Annotated in this window: 14 protein-coding genes; 2 read left to right on the top strand and 12 right to left on the bottom strand. The window is 74.4% G+C overall.

What is annotated here, in order from left to right:
- Positions 1–3: 3 nt before the first annotated feature.
- The 8 genes from ACRAKJ_RS03475 to eno form a co-directional block, all read right to left on the bottom strand.
- Positions 4–903, bottom strand: a complete 900-nt coding sequence (locus ACRAKJ_RS03475) for an ABC transporter permease subunit (RefSeq protein ID WP_438924849.1) — start codon at positions 901–903, stop codon at positions 4–6.
- Positions 896–1,819, bottom strand: a complete 924-nt coding sequence (locus tag ACRAKJ_RS03470) for an ABC transporter permease subunit (RefSeq protein ID WP_438924848.1) — start codon at positions 1,817–1,819, stop codon at positions 896–898. Before ACRAKJ_RS03470 ends, ACRAKJ_RS03475 begins: the two co-directional genes overlap by 8 nt.
- A gap of 79 nt (positions 1,820–1,898) precedes the next feature.
- The gene (locus ACRAKJ_RS03465; protein WP_438924847.1) at positions 1,899–3,524 is read right to left on the bottom strand and encodes an ABC transporter substrate-binding protein; all 1,626 of its coding nucleotides are present in this window, start codon (positions 3,522–3,524) and stop codon (positions 1,899–1,901) included.
- A gap of 324 nt (positions 3,525–3,848) precedes the next feature.
- Positions 3,849–4,799, bottom strand: coding sequence for a Ppx/GppA phosphatase family protein (locus tag ACRAKJ_RS03460; protein ID WP_438924846.1), 951 nt, complete (start codon positions 4,797–4,799; stop codon positions 3,849–3,851).
- 100 nt (positions 4,800–4,899) lie between these two features.
- A complete protein-coding gene (locus tag ACRAKJ_RS03455; RefSeq protein ID WP_438924845.1) occupies positions 4,900–6,189 on the bottom strand; it encodes a lytic murein transglycosylase in 1,290 nt (429 codons plus the stop codon).
- Positions 6,190–6,394: 205 nt separating this feature from the next.
- Positions 6,395–6,892, bottom strand: coding sequence for a DUF501 domain-containing protein (locus ACRAKJ_RS03450; RefSeq protein WP_438924860.1), 498 nt, complete (start codon positions 6,890–6,892; stop codon positions 6,395–6,397).
- Positions 6,889–7,599 carry an FtsB family cell division protein gene (locus tag ACRAKJ_RS03445; RefSeq protein WP_447008870.1) on the bottom strand — a complete coding sequence of 237 codons (711 nt, stop codon included), beginning with the start codon at positions 7,597–7,599 and terminating at the stop codon, positions 6,889–6,891. The genes ACRAKJ_RS03450 and ACRAKJ_RS03445 overlap by 4 nt, the downstream gene beginning before the upstream one ends.
- A complete protein-coding gene (gene eno, locus ACRAKJ_RS03440; RefSeq protein WP_438924842.1) occupies positions 7,599–8,885 on the bottom strand; it encodes a phosphopyruvate hydratase in 1,287 nt (428 codons plus the stop codon). Before eno ends, ACRAKJ_RS03445 begins: the two co-directional genes overlap by 1 nt.
- Before the next feature lie 109 nt (positions 8,886–8,994).
- On the opposite strand from eno, the gene ACRAKJ_RS03435 reads away from it, so the two are divergent.
- Positions 8,995–9,708, top strand: coding sequence for an alpha/beta fold hydrolase (locus ACRAKJ_RS03435; RefSeq protein WP_438924841.1), 714 nt, complete (start codon positions 8,995–8,997; stop codon positions 9,706–9,708).
- 68 nt (positions 9,709–9,776) lie between these two features.
- Positions 9,777–10,154 (top strand): tetratricopeptide repeat protein, encoded by a 378-nt coding sequence (locus tag ACRAKJ_RS03430; RefSeq protein WP_438924840.1) that lies wholly within the window; start codon positions 9,777–9,779, stop codon positions 10,152–10,154.
- Positions 10,155–10,190: 36 nt separating this feature from the next.
- Here the strand turns inward: ACRAKJ_RS03430 and ACRAKJ_RS03425 are convergent, their stop codons facing one another.
- From ACRAKJ_RS03425 to ACRAKJ_RS03410, 4 genes are all read right to left on the bottom strand, one after another.
- Positions 10,191–11,045 (bottom strand): lytic murein transglycosylase, encoded by an 855-nt coding sequence (locus ACRAKJ_RS03425; RefSeq protein ID WP_438924839.1) that lies wholly within the window; start codon positions 11,043–11,045, stop codon positions 10,191–10,193.
- Between the two features lie 309 nt (positions 11,046–11,354).
- Positions 11,355–12,251, bottom strand: coding sequence for a LysR family transcriptional regulator (locus ACRAKJ_RS03420; protein WP_438924838.1), 897 nt, complete (start codon positions 12,249–12,251; stop codon positions 11,355–11,357).
- 13 nt (positions 12,252–12,264) lie between these two features.
- Positions 12,265–12,966 (bottom strand): hypothetical protein, encoded by a 702-nt coding sequence (locus ACRAKJ_RS03415; protein WP_438924837.1) that lies wholly within the window; start codon positions 12,964–12,966, stop codon positions 12,265–12,267.
- Positions 12,967–13,059: 93 nt separating this feature from the next.
- Entirely contained in the window at positions 13,060–16,230 is a 3,171-nt protein-coding gene (locus ACRAKJ_RS03410; RefSeq protein WP_438924836.1) for a PDZ domain-containing protein, read from the bottom strand.
- Between the last annotated feature and the right edge of the window lie 44 nt (positions 16,231–16,274).

Here is a 16,274-nt window from a genome sequence, read left to right as displayed (position 1 = left end):
ACCTCACCGCAACTTGGGGTCGAGGGCTTCGCGCACGGCGTCGCCCAGCATCACGAACGCCAGCACGGTGGCGGTCAGGAACCCCGCCGGGAACAGCAGGGCGTGCGGCGCCACCCGCAGGTAGTCCTTGGCGCCGCTGATCATCACGCCCCACGACACGACCGGCGGGCGCAGCCCGATGCCCAGGTAGGACAGGGTCGCCTCGGCCCCGATGAACGCGCCGAGCGCGATGGTCGAGTACACGAGCACGGGCGCCACGCAGTTGGGCAGCATGTGCTTGCCGATGATCCGCGACGCCGGCGCGCCGAGCGCCCGCGCCGCCTTCACGTAGTCCTGCTGCTTGGCCGCGACGGCGGTGGACCGCATGATCCGCATGGCCACCGGCCAGGACAGCACCGTGATGGACAGCACGACCTGGGCGACGATCCGCACCGGCCCGGCGCCGCCGCCCGCGTTCAGCGTGGTGAGGATGACGATCGCGCCGAGCACGAACGGCACGCCCACGAACACGTCGGCGACCCGCGACACCAGCGCGTCCGGCCACCCGCCGTAGAACCCGGCCAGCATCCCGACCGACGCGCCGAGGAGCACCACGCCCACCGTGGACAGCAGGCCGACCACGATGGACGCCCGCGCGCCGTGCACGACCCGGGTGTAGATGTCGTAGCCCTGGTTGTCGTAGCCGAACCACGCCTCGGACGACGGCGCGCCGCGCGAGCGGGACAGCTGCGCGAGGTTCGGGTCGCCGGGCGCGAACAGCCCCGGGAACGCCGCCATCAGCACGACCAGCAGGATCAGCGACACGGCCACCCAGAACAGGGTGCGGCGGCGCAGGGTGTGCCAGGCGTCGCCGAACAGGCCGCGGGGGCGTTCCTCGACCAGGGAGGCGATCTGCTCAGTCATAGCGAATCCTCGGGTCCAGGACGGCGTAGAGGAGGTCCACCAGCAGCGTCATCAGCAGGTACACGAGCACCAGGACGGTGACCACGCCGGTCACCATCGCGCCGTCCTTGGTGAGGATCGACCGGAACACCAGGCCGCCGACGCCGGGCACGTTGAAGATGCCCTCGGTGACGATCGCGCCGCCGAGGAACGCGCCCAGGTCCGTGCCCAGGAACGTGATCACCGGGATGAGCGAGTTGCGCAGCAGGTGCACGCCCACCACCCGGCGCGGCGGCAGGCCCTTGGCCAGCGCGGTGCGCACGTAGTCCGCGCGCCGGTTCTCCGAGATGCTCGCCCGCGACAGCCGCGCCACGTACGCCATGGACAGCGACGCCAGCACGAATCCGGGCACGACCAGGTTGCCGATGGTCGGCGACGTCACGGTCGGCGGTATCCAGCCGAGCTGGAGCCCGAACACGAGCTGCACCACGTACCCGGTGACGAACACCGGGATGGAGATCAGGAACAGCGTCGACACCAGCACCAGGCTGTCCAGGAACCCGCGGTTGCGCAGGCCGGACACCACGCCGGCGGTGATGCCGATGACCGCCTCGACGACCAGCGCCACCAGGGCGAGCTTGAGCGTGACGGGGAACGTCGCCGCGATCCGGTCGGCGACCTGGAGCCCCGACGAGGTCAGCCCGAAGTCCCCCTGGAGCAGGTTCAGCAGGTACTTGCCGTACTGCACGAGCAGCGGGTCGTCGAGGTTGAACCGGTCCCGCATCGCCGACACGTACGACGCGGGGCAGTCGCGCTCGCCGCACTTGCCCTCGAACGGGTCGCCGGGGACGGCCCACACCATCACGTAGATCAGGAACGTCGTCCCGAGGAACACCGGGACCATCTGCAACAGCCTGCGCAGCACGTAACGCCCCAACGGAGCCTCCCACCGCCGGGGGTCGGCCCGGTCCCGCCCCGGCGGGGGCGGACCCGGACCGACCCGTCACCCCAGAGCGCTATGCCACTTCCACGGAGTACAGGTCGAGGGTGCGGAACGGGTCGAGGTTCGCGACCTTGAGCCGGTCGGACTTGCCGCCGACGGTGAACTGCGTCCACAGCGGCACGGTCGGCACGTCGGGCGCCATGATCCGCTCGGCCTCCAGGTAGAGGTCGATGGCCTCGTCCTCGCTGGTCGCCTTGTCGGCCTCGGCGAGCTTCGCGTCGAACGCCGGGTTGCTGTAGAGCCCGTCGTTGGAGGACGAGCCGGTGCGGTACAGCGGCGTCAGCCAGTTCTCGATCGACGGGTAGTCGGCGATCCAGCCCGCCCGGTACATGCCGGTCATCTCGTGCGCGTTGACCTTCTGCCGGAACTCGCCGAAGCTCGTCGACGGCACGAACCGCGCCTCGACGCCGAGGGTGTTCTTGATGCTGTTCGCCACGGCCTCGGCCCACTCCTGGTGGCCGCCGTCCGTGTTGGACAGCAGGACGATCTCGCCGGTGTAGCCGGACTTGGCGAACGCCTCCTTCGCCTTCTCCGGGTCGAACGTGCAGTAGTCGCCGCACTGGCCGGGCTTGTAACCCTTCATCAACGGGTGCACCCAGCCGTCGGCCGGCTTGCGGGTGCCCTCGAAGATCCGCTGCGTGATCTCCTCGCGGTTGATGGCCATGGAGATCGCGCGCCGCAGGTCCGCGTTGTCGTAGGGCGGCAGGTAGAACGGGAAGGCGATGGTCTGCATGTTCAGCGTCTCGCGCTGCACGACCCGGTCGCCGAGGTCCGTCTCGTACTTCTTGCCCGCCAGGGCGTTCGGCGGCAGTTCCTCCATGAAGTCCAGGTTGTTCGACACGAGGTCCGCGTAGGCCGACTCGCGGCTCTGGTAGACCTTCAGCGTCAGGTCCTTGAACTTCGGCCTGTCGTCGCCCTTGTAGTCGTCGTTGCGGGTCAGCTTGATGTCGGTGCCGACCGCGCGCGAGACGAACTTGAACGGGCCGTTGCCGATCGGGTTGGCCTCGAACGCCTTCTGGTCCTTGAAGAACGCCTCGGGCAGCGGCGCGAACACCTCGTAGCCGATGGTCACCGGGAAGACGGCGAACGGCTCGGACAGGGTGATCGTGAACTGGTGGTCGCCGTCGACCTTGAGGCCGGACATCTCCTTGACGGCGGGGGTGGGGGCCTCCTGCGGCCCGTCGGCGCCGTCCGGGTCCTTCGGGTGGACCTCGGCGTAGCCCTCGACCTGGGAGAAGAAGCTGGCGCCCTGGGTGGCGTTGGGGCCGTAGGCCGTCCAGTTCCAGGCGTCCACGAAGCTCTTGGCGGTGACCGGCGTCCCGTCGTGGAAGGTCCACCCCTGCTTGATCTTCACGGTGAAGACCCTGGAATCGGTGGTCTCGATGGACTCGGCCATCGCGTTGGCGGGCTGCGCGTCCTCGGAGCGGTACTCGACGAGGCCGGTGAACAGCGGGTCCAGCACCCGGCTGCCGCCCACCTCGGTGGTGTTGCCGGGCACGAGCGGGTTCTCCGGCTCGGTGTTGAAGATGGTGATGGCAGCCTCGGTGTCCGAGCCCGTCGAGGTGTCCTCGGCGGAGCCGCACCCGGCCGCCACGACGACGACCGCGAGTGCTGCCGGGACTAAGCGTGCACGTGACATGGGTCCTCCCACCTGTTCGGTGTGACCGAGCAGAGTCGACCGCTTCCGCAGCGTGGGAGGGACGGTATTCGTGGTGTGGGCGGGGCCACACGGATGCGGCCATTACGACCTGGTCACGACTGATCCCAGTTGACAGTTGCCCACCGCGGCCCCGAAGTCGATCAGCGGAGCCCTCCGGCCGGCCGGACCGACGTGCCCGGCGAGCCCGTGACCAGGGCGGACACCGTCACCGTCCAGCGGGCCGCGCCGACCCCGGACAACGTCGGGCACCGGTCGCGGGCCGCCGGACAACGCCGCCGGCCGAAGTGCCGGGGGTGAGCCGGGTCACGCCAGCGAGAAGGCGATGCCGTCGAGGATGTCGTGCTCGCTCGCCACCAGCTCGGTCACGCCGCGCTCCGCGAGGTGGTCGGCGAGCGCCCGCACGATCAGCGCGCCGCCGCAGATGACGTCCACCCGGCCGGGGTGCACCGGCCCGAGCGCGGCGCGCTCGTCGTGCCGCATGGCGAGCAGCCGGGCCGTCGTCTCCCGGATCTGGTCGACGCCGAGGCGGGCCAGGTGGATCGCGTCGGAGTCGTACTCGGGCAGCCCCCGGGCGAGCGCCACGAGCGTGGTGACGGTGCCCGCGACGCCGATCCACGTGCGGGCCTCCCCGGTGGGCACGGCGTCGAACGCCTCGCCCAGCACGTCCCGCGCCACCCGCACGGCCTCCTCGACCTGCCGCTCGGTGGGCGGGTCGTCGCGCAGGCACCGCTCGGTGAGCCGGACGCACCCGATGTCGACCGACCGGGCCGCCGCGACCGTGCCGCGCACCCCGTCCCACGTGCCGAGCACCAGCTCCGTCGAGCCGCCGCCGACGTCGGAGACGAGGAACGGCCCCTCGTCGGGGTCGAGGTCGGACACGGCGCCGGTGAACGACAGCCGCGCCTCCTCGTCACCGGTGATGACCTCGGCCTCGGCGCCCAGCACCGCGCGCACCATGTCGAAGAACGCGTCGCGGTTGCGCGCGTCCCGGGTCGCGGACGTGGCCACCATCCGGACCCGCTCGGTCCCCTTGCGGCGCAACACGTTCGTGTACTCCACCAGCGCGGCCCTGGTGCGCTCGACCGCGTCCGGGTGCAGCTCGCCGGTGGCGTCGACCCCCTGGCCGAGCCGGACGACCCGCATCTCCCGGTGCACGTCCCGCAACGACCACCCGCCACCGCCCGAGGCGGTCACGTCGGCCACCAGCAGCCGGATCGAGTTCGTCCCGCAGTCGATCGCGGCCACACGCGCCATGCCGGTTACCTCCACGCACTGGGTGCTCGGCCGACAAGCCTAGTGCGCGCCCCGTCCCGGTGCGCGACCCCTCGGGGGTCGCGGCGGTGCGGGGAACCCGTCAGGCGGGCTTCATCGACGAGGTCACCGACGGCGCGGAGTTCGAGCCGACCGACGAGGAGCCCGCCGAGGACGACCCCGCCGAGGAGGAACCGGCCGGCGAGGACCCCGCCGGCGAGTCCGACGTGGCGGCCGGACCGGTCGTGGCCGCCGGGGTGGTGCCCTGCGTGCTCCCGGCGGTGGTGGTCGTCGTCGTCGTGGTGGTCGTCGTCGTCGGCTCGCAGCCCGGCGGGACCGTGGTGGTCGTGGTCGGGGTGGTCGACGTCGTCGTGCCGGTGGTGGTGCTGGTCGGCGCGGTCGGGCAGGTCGGCGTCGTGGTCGTGCTCGACGGCGCCGTCGGGGTCAGCGTGATCGTGGTGCCCGGGTTGCCCGTGGTCGTGCCCGGCGCGGTCGTGGAGGTGGCCGGCGGGTTCGACGTGCCGGGGGGCGGGGTCGAGCCGCCGCCGGGGCTGGTGGAGGAGCTGCCGTCGTTGTCGTCGACGAAGTCCTCGTCCGACCCGACCAGGTCGGGCAGCGGGGTCACGCCGTTCGCGTACAGGTCCGCCCAGTACAGCACCGTGGCGACGTACTCGTTGGAGTGGTTGTAGCGGAACACGGACCGGGCCCGCTGCTCCGGGTCGGCCACGTCCGCGCCGTTCGCGCACAGGTAGTTGCCCGCACCGATGGTGGCGTCGTAGATGTTGTTCGGGTTGCTCTCGCCGTCCTCGTTGCCGTCGGCGGCGTACCCCGCCCACGTGGACGGGATGAACTGCATCGGGCCGACGGCCCGGTCCCACGTGCGGTCGCCGTCGAACCTGCCGCCGTCGGTGTCGCGGATCGCCGCCATGCCGGGGCCGCCGTTGAGCACGGGGCCGAGGATCGGGTTGACCGTGTCGCCGTTCTCGTTCACCCGGCCGCCGCGGGCGTGGCCCGACTCGATGCGGCCGATGCTCGCCAGCAGCGGCCAGTCCAGGTTGCAGTTCGGCGTGGTCTCGGCGACGCGGTCGGCGGCGCGCATGTACGCGTCGAGCACGACGCCCGGGATGCCGTGCTGGCCCTCGCGGAGGAAACCGCCCTCCAGCGGGGGCAGGTCGTCCTCGAACCCGGACGGGTCGTCGGCGTCGGCGAGCAGCGACGCGGACAGCTCGTCGGCCTCCGGCAGGCGTCCGCCGGCGCCCAGCGACCCCCGGTCCAGGGCGAGCGTGCCCAGCACGTCACCCGCGCCGGGCGGGACGGCCTCGATGTCGGACCTGCCGGACAGGGTCACCCAGTCCACCGGGTTCATCCCGTGCAGCAGCGTGGGCACGAGCATCGCCCCCACCGCTGCCGAAGCGAAGCCCCACTGACGTGGCGTCAGCGTGCCCTGGTGGACCTTCGTCCGCTTTCGCGCGCGTCGCTTCGACTTCGGCACAACCACGAACTCCCCATCGCCTCGTCACCCGGCTCACGACCCAGACTGCCTGATCCGAACGGCGGTGTCACGGCCGAGCACGTGCTTTGTGTCCGGAGAACTGCCCTTAGGGACAGTTTTTCACCGTTGACGAGCATTCCCCGCTCGGCCACCACTCGGCCAGCCGCTCCAGCGCCTCGTCGCCGAACGGGTTGACGCCCGGTCCGGCGGCCAGCGCGTGCGCGACGTGCACGTGCAGGCACTTCACGCGGTCCGGCATCCCGCCCGCCGTGACGGTCGTGCCCAGCGGCTCGATGGCGTCGCGCTCGGCCAGGTACAGCTCGTGCGCCCGGCGGTAGCGCGCCGCCAGCTCCGCGTCCTCCGCCAGCCGGTCGGTCATCTCCTTCATCAGGCCGGCCCCTTCGAGCCTGCTGACGTAGGAGTTCAACCGGGAGCAGGTCAGGTAGTACAGCGTGGGGAACGGCGTGCCGTCCTCCAGCCGCGGGCTGGTCTGCACGACCGCCGGGTGCCCGCTCGGGCAGCGCGCGGCGATCTCCCTCATGCCGCGCGGGGCGCGCCCCAGCTGGGCCGCGACCGCTTCCCGGTCCTCGTCGCTCACCGTCATCGTGCCGCCGCCGAATCCCACAACTGCTCGTACCACGCCTTGTCCTCGGCCGGCTCGGTCGCCGGGCGCCGTTCTTCCCTCTCGCGCTCCGCGTCACCGGGGAGCTGCACGACGTAGGGCGTCTCCCCCGGTCGCACGTAGTGCAGCCGCCGCCGCGCCTCCGCCTCCACGTGCGCGGGGTCGGCCAGCTCCTGCTTGCGCCGCTCCAGCTCGGCCACCTCGGCGCGCAGGGTCTCGTGCGAGGCGGTGACCTCGCGCAGCTCCTCGCGCTGGGCCAGGTAGGTGCGCAGGGGCACCGCGATGCTCAGCGCGAGCGCGCACACCACCATGGCGAGCAGGGCGGCCCGGCGGGTGCCGGTCATGCCGAACGCGCCACCGGTGCCCGCGCCCGCCCGGCTGCGCGCCCTCGACTGCGGGCGGCGGGCCGACGGCCTGCCCTCGGCGGCGCGGGCGCGCGGTGCGCCCGCCCGTCCGGCGTTCCCGCCGGACGCGCCGCTCGCGGCCTTGCCCGTCGACCCCTTGCCCGTCAAACCCTTGCCCGTCGAACCCTTGCCGGACCCGTTCTTGCCGGTCGCGGCCTTGCCGGACGCGCCGCCCGTGCCCTTGCCGGACGCGCCCTTGCCGTCCGTCGCGCGGCGGCCGCGGGCAGGGCGCGCCCCCCGCGCGGCGTCACGGCCGCGTCGGGGGTCGCGCTCCCGTGCCGACATCAGCCCTCCGGCGTGTACCGCGGGAAGGCCAGGTCACCGGCGTAGCGCGCGGCGTCGCCCAGCGCCTCCTCGATGCGCAGGAGCTGGTTGTACTTCGCGGTGCGCTCACCGCGCGCCGGGGCGCCGGTCTTGATCTGGCCCGCGCCGACGGCCACCGCGAGGTCCGCGATCGTGGTGTCCTCGGTCTCGCCCGACCGGTGGGACATCATCGACTTGTAGCCGTACGACGTGGCCAGCGCGACCGCGTCCAGCGTCTCGGACAGCGTGCCGATCTGGTTGACCTTCACCAGCAGCGCGTTGGCCGCGCGGCGGGAGATGCCCTCCTCCAGCCGCTCCGGGTTGGTGACGAACAGGTCGTCGCCGACGATCTGGACGCGCTCGCCCAGCTCGGCGGTCATCTGCACCCAGCCGTCCCAGTCGTCCTCGGACAGCGGGTCCTCGATCGACACCATCGGGTAGGCGTTGACCAGCTCGGTGTAGTAGCCGGTCATCTGCTCGGCGCTGCGCTTGGTCTTCTCGAACGTGTAGGCGCCGTCGGAGTAGAACTCGGTGGCGGCCACGTCGAGGGCCAGCGCGATGTCGCGGCCCGGGGTGAACCCGGCCTTCTCGATCGCGACCAGGATCAGGTCCAGCGCGTCGCGGTTGCTGGACAGGGACGGCGCGAAGCCGCCCTCGTCGCCCAGGCCCGTGCCGAGGCCCTTGGACTTCAGCACCGACTTGAGCGCGTGGTAGGTCTCCGCGCCCCAGCGCAGGGCCTCGCGGAAGCTCTCCGCGCCGATCGGCGCGATCATGAACTCCTGGATGTCCACGTCGGTGTCGGCGTGCGCGCCACCGTTGAGGATGTTCAGCATCGGCACCGGCAGGACGTGCGCGTTCGGGCCGCCGACGTAGCGGAACAGCTCCAGGCCGCTCGACGCCGCCGCCGCCTTCGCCACGGCCAGCGACACGCCCAGGATGGCGTTCGCGCCCAGGCGGGACTTGTCCGGCGTGCCGTCCAGGTCGACCAGCTTCTGGTCGACCACGCGCTGCTCCACGGCCTCGATGCCGACCAGCTCGGGGCCGATCTCGTCGAGCACCGCGGTGACCGCGCGCTCGACGCCCTTGCCCAGGTAGCGCTTGGCGTCGCCGTCCCTCAGCTCGACCGCCTCGTGCTCGCCGGTCGACGCGCCGGACGGAACCGCGGCGCGCTCCAGCGTGCCGTCGTCCAGCGCCACCTCTACCTCGACGGTCGGGTTGCCTCGCGAGTCCAGGATCTCGCGGGCGCCGACCTGCTCGATGACCGCCACGTGCGCTCCCTCGTCAGACCATCTCTGTATCGGTGCCGAGCCTAGTTGGTGCAAGGTGTGGGAGAACGCCGGCTCCGCCGTGGCGTTCGCGTTCACGGGAGGTTACGTCTTGGTTCACCTTTCGCGGGGCGGTTCAGGACCGCTGCTGGTGCTGCTGCACGGCCTGGGCGCGACGGGGTCGGTGTGGCGCTCAGCTGCGGAAAGGTGGCCGGGGTCGTGGCTGGCGGTGGACCTGCCGGGCCACGGCCGGTCGGAGCCGCTGGAGCGGTGCTCGTTCGGCTCGTTCGCCGCGGCGGTGGCGTCCGCCGTCCCGGCCGGCCCGGTCGCCGTGCTGGGCCACTCGCTCGGCGGGGTGGTGGCGCTGGCGCTGGCCAGCGGGTGGTTCGGGGTGGACGTGCGGGCCGCCGCCGGGCTCGGGGTCAAGCTCCGCTGGACCGACGACGAGCTGGCCCGCGCCGCCGCCCTGGCCGCGAAGCCGCCGCGCGTGCTCCCCACCCGCGAGGAGGCGGCCGGCTGGGCGGCGAGGCTCGCGGGCGTGCCGCTGGACGACGGGGTCGCGGAGGTGCCCGGCGGGTGGCGCGCGGCGCTGGACCCGGCCGCGTTCGGGGTGGGTGCGCCGGACGTCGACGGCCTGCTCGCCGCGGCCCGCTGCCCGGTGCTGCTGGCGGCCGGCGAGGACGACCCGATGTGCCCGCCGGAGCACCTGCGCGCGGCCCAGCCGGGCGGGGTGGTGCTGCCCGGCGTCGGGCACAACGCCCACGTGGAGCAACCCGCGTCGATCACCCCGGTGCTCTCGTGGCTGCACGACGCTCTGCTCACGTGACACGCCCGTCCCGTCATCCGGTCGGCTGTCGTACTGCGACCGGATGCGCGGGTAGCGTTGATCGGACCATGACGGACAGCACCTTCGAGGCGTTCCGCCGAGCCGAGGCGCTGCTCGCGGAGCGCCGACCGCTGGAAGCGCTGCGCGAGCTCCGCATCGTGCTCGAAGCAGCACCGGACCAGGCGGGCGTGCAACTGCTCGCGGGGCGGGCCTACCTCGGGTCGGCCCAGCTCAAGCGCGCCGAGGAGGCGTTCCGCAAGGTCGTCGAGATGGACCCGAGCGACCACTTCGCCCGCTTCGCCCTGGGCCGCACCCTGCAACGCCAGAGCCGCCTGCCGGAGGCGCTGACGCAGCTGCGCATCGCGGCGGCGATGAACCCGACGCCGGAGTACCAGGAGGCGCTGGGCGAGGTCAGCGCCCGCCTGGCCGTCGAGCGCGACCGCTGACGCCGGCCCCGTGCCGGTTCAGGCCCCGGGGCCGGTTCAGGCCCCGGTGCTGGCCCGGGCGTACGCCTCGGCCCCGCTGAACACGTTCTGCCCGTACTCGGTCGAGTTGTTGTAGTCCAGCACGGCCGCCCACCAGCCCGACCCCGTGCCCAGGTCGCGGCCCCCGGAGCACAGGTAGCGGGCGGCGGCGAGGGCGGCGTCGTCGATGTCCTGCGGGTCGGGCCGGGCGCCGTCGCCGTTCGCCCGCACCGCGTAGCGGGCCCACGTGGTGGGGATGAACTGCATCGGGCCGACCGCGCGGTCCCACCTGGTGTCGCCGTCGAGCGCCCCGCCGTCGGAGTCCGCGATGGCCTTGAGGCCCGGCGAGCCGTCGAGGGGGATGCCGATGATCGGCTCGGACGGCCGGCCGTCCTCACCCAGCTTCAGACCGCCGATGGTGCCGTGGTGGGACTCGATGCGGCCGATGCCCGCCAGGGTCGCCCACGAGACGCGGCACGACGGGTCCTGGGCGCGCATCAGCAGGTCGGCGACGGCGTAGGCGCGCAGGGCGCGGGCCGGGACGTCGATCTTGTCCGACAGCGACGACGCCCACGCGGCGAGCGGTTCGGCGGTGCCGGTCACGGCGGGCGACGCCTGACCGGTGGCGCCGCCCTCGGGCACCGGGCCGCCCGACCCCGGCGCGGCCTCACCGGGCCGCACCTCCAGGAACGGCACGGGGAACGGCGGGTCGGCGGCTCGGGGCGCGGAGCGGTTGAGCGTGCCCAGCGCCCACGCGCCGCCCGCCACGACGGCGATCAGCAGGAGCACGAGGGACAGGCGCCCGACGAGGTTGCCGACGTGGCCGCGCGGGCGCGGCTCGGGCTTCGGCTTCGACGGCGGCGGGACGACCACGCCACCCAGGCTACGTGCTCGTTCGCCCTCTTCGGGGAACATCACGCGGCGGTCTGCGGGGAATGACCGGAAACCCTGGTCAGGGCCCGTTCACCCGGCGGTCGGGACGGCGCGGGCCCGGCTAAGCCGGGGAGATCGGCGTCGTCCCGCCGCGGGGGACCGGGGGCGGCTGTGGTCGTGGGCATCCTGGTGGCCTTCCTGCTGCCGGTCGTGTCCGGGGCGGCGGTCGGTCCCGCCCGCCCCTGATCAGGACGTCCGGGCGGCGGGCGGCGTTCGCCGGCGGCGCCCCGCCGCCCACCGTGGCCTTCGTCACCGCTCCGGCAGCCCCCGGCCCACCTCGGTCAGGAGCCCGCGCAGCCACCGGTGGCCGGCGTCGTCGACGTGCCGCGGGTGGAACCAGAACGACTGGACGAACGGCGGCGCGGGCCACGGGTGGTCGAGCACGCGCAGGTCGGCGACGCCGCGCAGGAGCCGGGCGAGCCGCCGCTGGATCATCGCGACCCGGTCGGTGCCGGCGACCAGCAGCGGCAGCGACTGGAAGTTCTCCACCGCCACCTCCGGCTCGACGCCGGGTGGGAGCGGGTGCTGGTTCGCGCCCCGGTAGGCGACGACCCACGGCAGCGAGGCCAGCAGCTCGGTCGTGACCGGCTGCCGGGTCGCCGCGCCGCCCTCGGCGGCGATCAGCACCCAGCGGTCCTCGAACAGGTCGACCGACGGGTGGTGGCCGCGCACGAGGCCGCGCGGCATGAGCAGCCCGTCGACGCGGCGCAGGGTGCCCCCGACGTCGTCCAGCACGGCGGGCGCGACCTGGGTGAACCGGAACCGCGCACCCGGCGCGCGGTCCCGCGCCGCCCGGACCAGCTCGCCGCCGACCACGGCGAGCGCGTAGTCCGACAGGACCAGGGTGAACTCGCGGTCGGTGCGCGCCGGGTCGAAGTCGGGCTGCCCGGAGAACACCCGCCGCACCGCGCCGACGGCCGCCGCCGTGGGCGCGACCAGCGACGACGCCAGCGGCGTCAGCTCGTAGCCGCCGCCGACCCTGGTCAGCAGCGGGTCGTCGAAGTGCCGGCGCAGCCGGGCCAGGCACGCGCTGGTGGCGGGTTGGCTGAGCCCCAGCCGCCGGGCGGCGCGGGTGACGTGCCGCTCCTCCAGCAGGGCGTGCAGCGCCACCAGCAGGTTCAGGTCCAGGTCGCCGAGCGCGGTCACCGGGTCGGCCGCGTCACCCGACCCGCCTCCCGGCGCCCGGCGGGACCGCGGGGTCCGTCGTGCCGGGGTCCGCCGGGCCCGGTTCGGGGGTCGGCGACCCCGTGCCCGGCGCGCTCGTGCCCGGCGGCGCGGTCGCGGGTGGCGTGGTGGCCGGGGGCGTGGTCGCCGGCGGGGTGGTGGCGGGCGGGGTCGTCGCCGGCGGGGTCGTCGCCGGGGGCGCGGTGGTCGCCGGCGCGCTCGTCGGGTGGTCCGGCGACAGGCCCGGCTCCGACGTCGGCGTCCTCGGCGGCACCGGCGCGGTGGTCGTGCCGGTGACCGGGTCCGGCGACGACGGGAACGGCGGGAACGGCGGCAGCACCACCGTCCACGGTCCCGACCGGTCCGGCGGCCGACCCGGCCGCGGCACGTCCGTGCGCACCGGCACGCCGGGGCCGCGCCGCGCGGACGTCGGCTCCAGGCCGCCCCGCTGCACCTCCCGCCGCCCGGTGGACGCGGTCGTGCCGGTGGTCGCGACCTGAGGCGCCGGCACGCCGGCCCGCGCGCTCGCCGGCGCCTGCCGCCCGGACACCCACACCGACCCGACCGCGCCCGGCGGCGGCGCGGGCCGGTCGACGGCCAGCAGCAGCGCCGCCAACCCGCCCGCCGCCGCCAGCGGCAGCAGCACCACCGCCGAGAAGCACCCGCGCCCCGAGCGCGGCAACAACCGATGACTCACCCGACCCCCGACCCGAACTCTCGTGCTGTCCATTGGTCGGTTCGGGACCACCGGCCGCAACCACCACGGGGTCACGCGCCCGGGTGGTCCCGATCAGGTGAGGGGCGGGAGCTGCGGCGGAGTGGCCGCCGGCCGGGTCTCCAGCGCCTCCAGCGCCAGCCGCACGGCCGTGTCGAGCTGCGGGTCGCGGCCGGCCACCCGGTCCTGCGGCGTGATCACGACCTCCACGTCCGGGTCCACGCCGTGGTTCTCCACGCCCCAGCCGGGCCCGGCGAACCAGGTGGCGTAGCGCGGCTGCGTCACCAGCGTCCCGTCGACCAGGTGGTACCGCATGTCGATGCCGATCACGCCGCCCCACGTGCGGGTGCCGACGACCGGGCCGATGCCCATCTCCTTGATGGCCACGTTGACGATGTCGCCGTCGGACCCGGCGAACTCGTCCGCGATGGCCACCACCGGCCCGCGCGGCGCGTCGCCGGGGTAGCTGTCGGCCGTGGTGTAGCCGCGCGCCACCGACCAGCCGATGATCCTGCGCCCGAGCTTCTCCACGACCAGCTCGGACGTGTGCCCGCCGCCGTTCTCCCGCACGTCGAGCACCACGGCCTCGCGCGCCAGCTCGACCCGCAGGTCGCGGTGCAGCTGCGCCCAGCCCGCGCCCGTCATGTCCGGCACGTGCAGGTAGCCCACGCGCCCGTCGGACAGCTCCCGCACGCGGGCCCGCCGGTCGGCGACCCACGCGTGGTAGCGCAGCGGCTCCTCGTCCTCCAGCGGCACCACCACGACCCGGCGCGGCTCGCCGCCGCCACCGGGCCGCACGGTCAGCTCCACCGGCTTGCCCGCCGTGCCCACGAGCAGCGGCGCGGGACCGGTCCTCGGGTCCACCTGCCGCCCGTCCACGGCGACGACCGCGTCACCGGCCCGCACCGCGACACCGGGCGCGGCGAGCGGCGACCGGGCCGCCGGGTCCGAGGTCTCCCCCGGGATCACCCTGGTCACCCGCCACGCGCCCGACTCGTCGCGCTCCAGGTCCGCGCCGAGCAGCCCCACCGCGCGGCCCCGCGCGCCGTGCGCCGGGATCACGTAGGCGTGCGACGTGCCCAGCTCGCCCTGCACCTCCCACAGCAGGTCCACCAGGTCGCCGTAGCTGCCCAGCCGGTCCACCAGGGGCCGGTAGCGCTCCAGCACGCCCGCCCAGTCCACGCCGCCCATGTCGGTGCGCCAGAAGTGGTCGCGCATCAACCGGCCCGCCTCGGCGTACGCCTGCCGCCACTCGGCGGCCCGGTCCACCACGACCCGCACCCGGGACAGGTCCACCTCGACGGAGTCGCCGTCGTCCGGGTCGACCTTGCGGTCGGCGGGCACCACCCGCAGGTCGCCGCCGTCCTGCACGACCACCCGCTGCCCGTCACCGGTCACGTCGAACGCGTCCAGGCCGTCCACCAGCACCTCGGCGCGCGACTTGGCCAGGTCGAACCGCTCCAGCACCGCCCGGGGCGGGCGGGCGCCGCTCGGCAGGTTGTCGCCGAGGACGCCGCGCAGCGACGAGCGCAGCCACAGCAGGCCGCCCTTCGCGGCGGTCAGCCCCGCGTAGCCGGCCGCGCCGACCGGCACCGGGACCACCCGGTCGGCCAGGCCCTCCAGGTCGACGACGGTGATCGGGTTCTCGTCCTTGTCCTTGTCGTCCTTGTCGGACGGGTCGTCGCCGACCGGCCGGCCCAGCCGCATCGGGTCGAACGGCGAGGGCGTGGTCGCCGCCAGCGGCACCAGGTACGGGCGGCAGCCGGTGGGGAACGACAGGTCGAACACGTGCGCGTCGTACACCGGGTCGAAGCTGCGCACCGACAGGAACGCCAGGTAGCGGCCGTCCTCGGTGAACGTCGGCGAGTAGTCGGAGAACCGCAGCGGCGTCACGTCCACCACGGACAGGTCGGTGGTGTTCGTCATCCGGATGTGCTGGAGCGGGCGCGGGCCGGGGTGCGACCAGGCCAGCCAGTTCGAGTCCGGCGAGAACGCCAGGTCGTCGACGTGCGGGTTCGCCCCGGCCAGCACCTCGCGGACCTCGCCCGACTCGACGTCCACGAGCAGCAGCCGGCCGTCGTGCGTGGCCACCGCGAGCCGCCGGCCGTCCGGCGAGGCGACCAGCTCCAGCACCCGGCCCAACCGGCCGACCGCGAGCCGGCGCGGCTCGTTGCCCGGCTCGACGCCGCCGACCGGCGAGAACTCCAGGCCCTCCTCGCCGTCCGCGTCGGTCACCCACACCACGGCGTCGCCGACCACCCGGGGCAGGCGCGCCCGCACGCCCGGCTGCTCGGCCAGCGCCCGCACCGGGCCGTCCTTGTGCGTCACCCAGTGCACGGTGCCGCGCACCTCGACGACGCTCGCCCGGCCCGTCCGGTCCGCGTCGAAGTCGTCGGGGCGCGAGCCGACCGGCCGGGGCCTGCGCGCGGTGCGGGGGCCGCCCAGGGCGATGTCGATCCGGCGGGGCTCGGCGTCCAGGCCGTCGAGGAGCCACAGCTCGCCCGCGTGCTGCCACACGACCCGGCGGCCGTCGCTCGTCGCGAGGCGCGCGTAGAACTCCTGCTCGGTGTGCCGGCGCAGGTCGGAGCCGTCCGGCAGCACCGAGTACAGGCTGCCCACGCCCTCGTGGTCGGACAGGAACGCGATGCGGTCCCCGACCCACGCGGGCGAGGTGAGCGACGACGTCAGCTCGGGCAGGATGCGGCGGAACCCGCCGTCGCCGTCCGCGTCGACCCACAGCTTGCCCGCCGCCCCGCCCCGGTACCGCTTCCACCACGCGGGGTCATGGCCGTAGACGGAGGTCACCACCACCTGCCCGGCCGGGCCGAACGACACGTCGCCCACCCACCCGAACGGCAGCCGCCGGCCCGGCCCGCCGTCGGTCGGCAGGGCGTGCGCCCACTTCCGGTTGCCCGACGCCTGGCCGGCGGACGTGACGGCGACGACCTCGCCGTCCGGGGTCCACCCGCGCACGCCGGTCGAGTAGTCGCCCCAGTGGGTCAGGCGCGTCGCCGCGCCGCCCTCGACCGGGGCCAGGTGCACCTCGGGCGCGCCGTCGCGGCGGCTGGCCCAGGCCAGGTGCGTGCCGGTCGGGTCGAAGCGCGGGGAGGACACCGGGACCTGGTCGGCGGTCACCCGCCAGGCCCGGCCCCCGGCGAGGGGTGCCAGCCACACGTCGTCCTCGGCCACGAACGTGACGAGGTCGCCGTGCAGGTGCGGGAAGCGGAGGTAGGCCGGTTCGGTCACCCCCCCGACGTTAGCGCGCCGACCCCGTCCCCTCGATCCAGCCC

Source organism: Saccharothrix sp. DSM 118769 (assembly GCF_052936295.1).
Note: the sequence above shows the minus strand (reverse complement) of the source record. Positions and strands in the feature narration are given on the sequence as shown.

Coding starts and splice junctions, on each gene's coding strand:
- ACRAKJ_RS03475 (WP_438924849.1), bottom strand. CDS start 903: ATGACTGAGCAGATCGCCTCCCTGGTCGAGGAACGCCCCCGCGGCCTG.
- ACRAKJ_RS03465 (WP_438924847.1), bottom strand. CDS start 3,524: ATGTCACGTGCACGCTTAGTCCCGGCAGCACTCGCGGTCGTCGTCGTG.
- ACRAKJ_RS03460 (WP_438924846.1), bottom strand. CDS start 4,799: ATGGCGCGTGTGGCCGCGATCGACTGCGGGACGAACTCGATCCGGCTG.
- ACRAKJ_RS03455 (WP_438924845.1), bottom strand. CDS start 6,189: ATGCTCGTGCCCACGCTGCTGCACGGGATGAACCCGGTGGACTGGGTG.
- ACRAKJ_RS03450 (WP_438924860.1), bottom strand. CDS start 6,892: ATGACGGTGAGCGACGAGGACCGGGAAGCGGTCGCGGCCCAGCTGGGG.
- ACRAKJ_RS03445 (WP_447008870.1), bottom strand. CDS start 7,599: ATGTCGGCACGGGAGCGCGACCCCCGACGCGGCCGTGACGCCGCGCGG.
- ACRAKJ_RS03430 (WP_438924840.1), top strand. CDS start 9,777: ATGACGGACAGCACCTTCGAGGCGTTCCGCCGAGCCGAGGCGCTGCTC.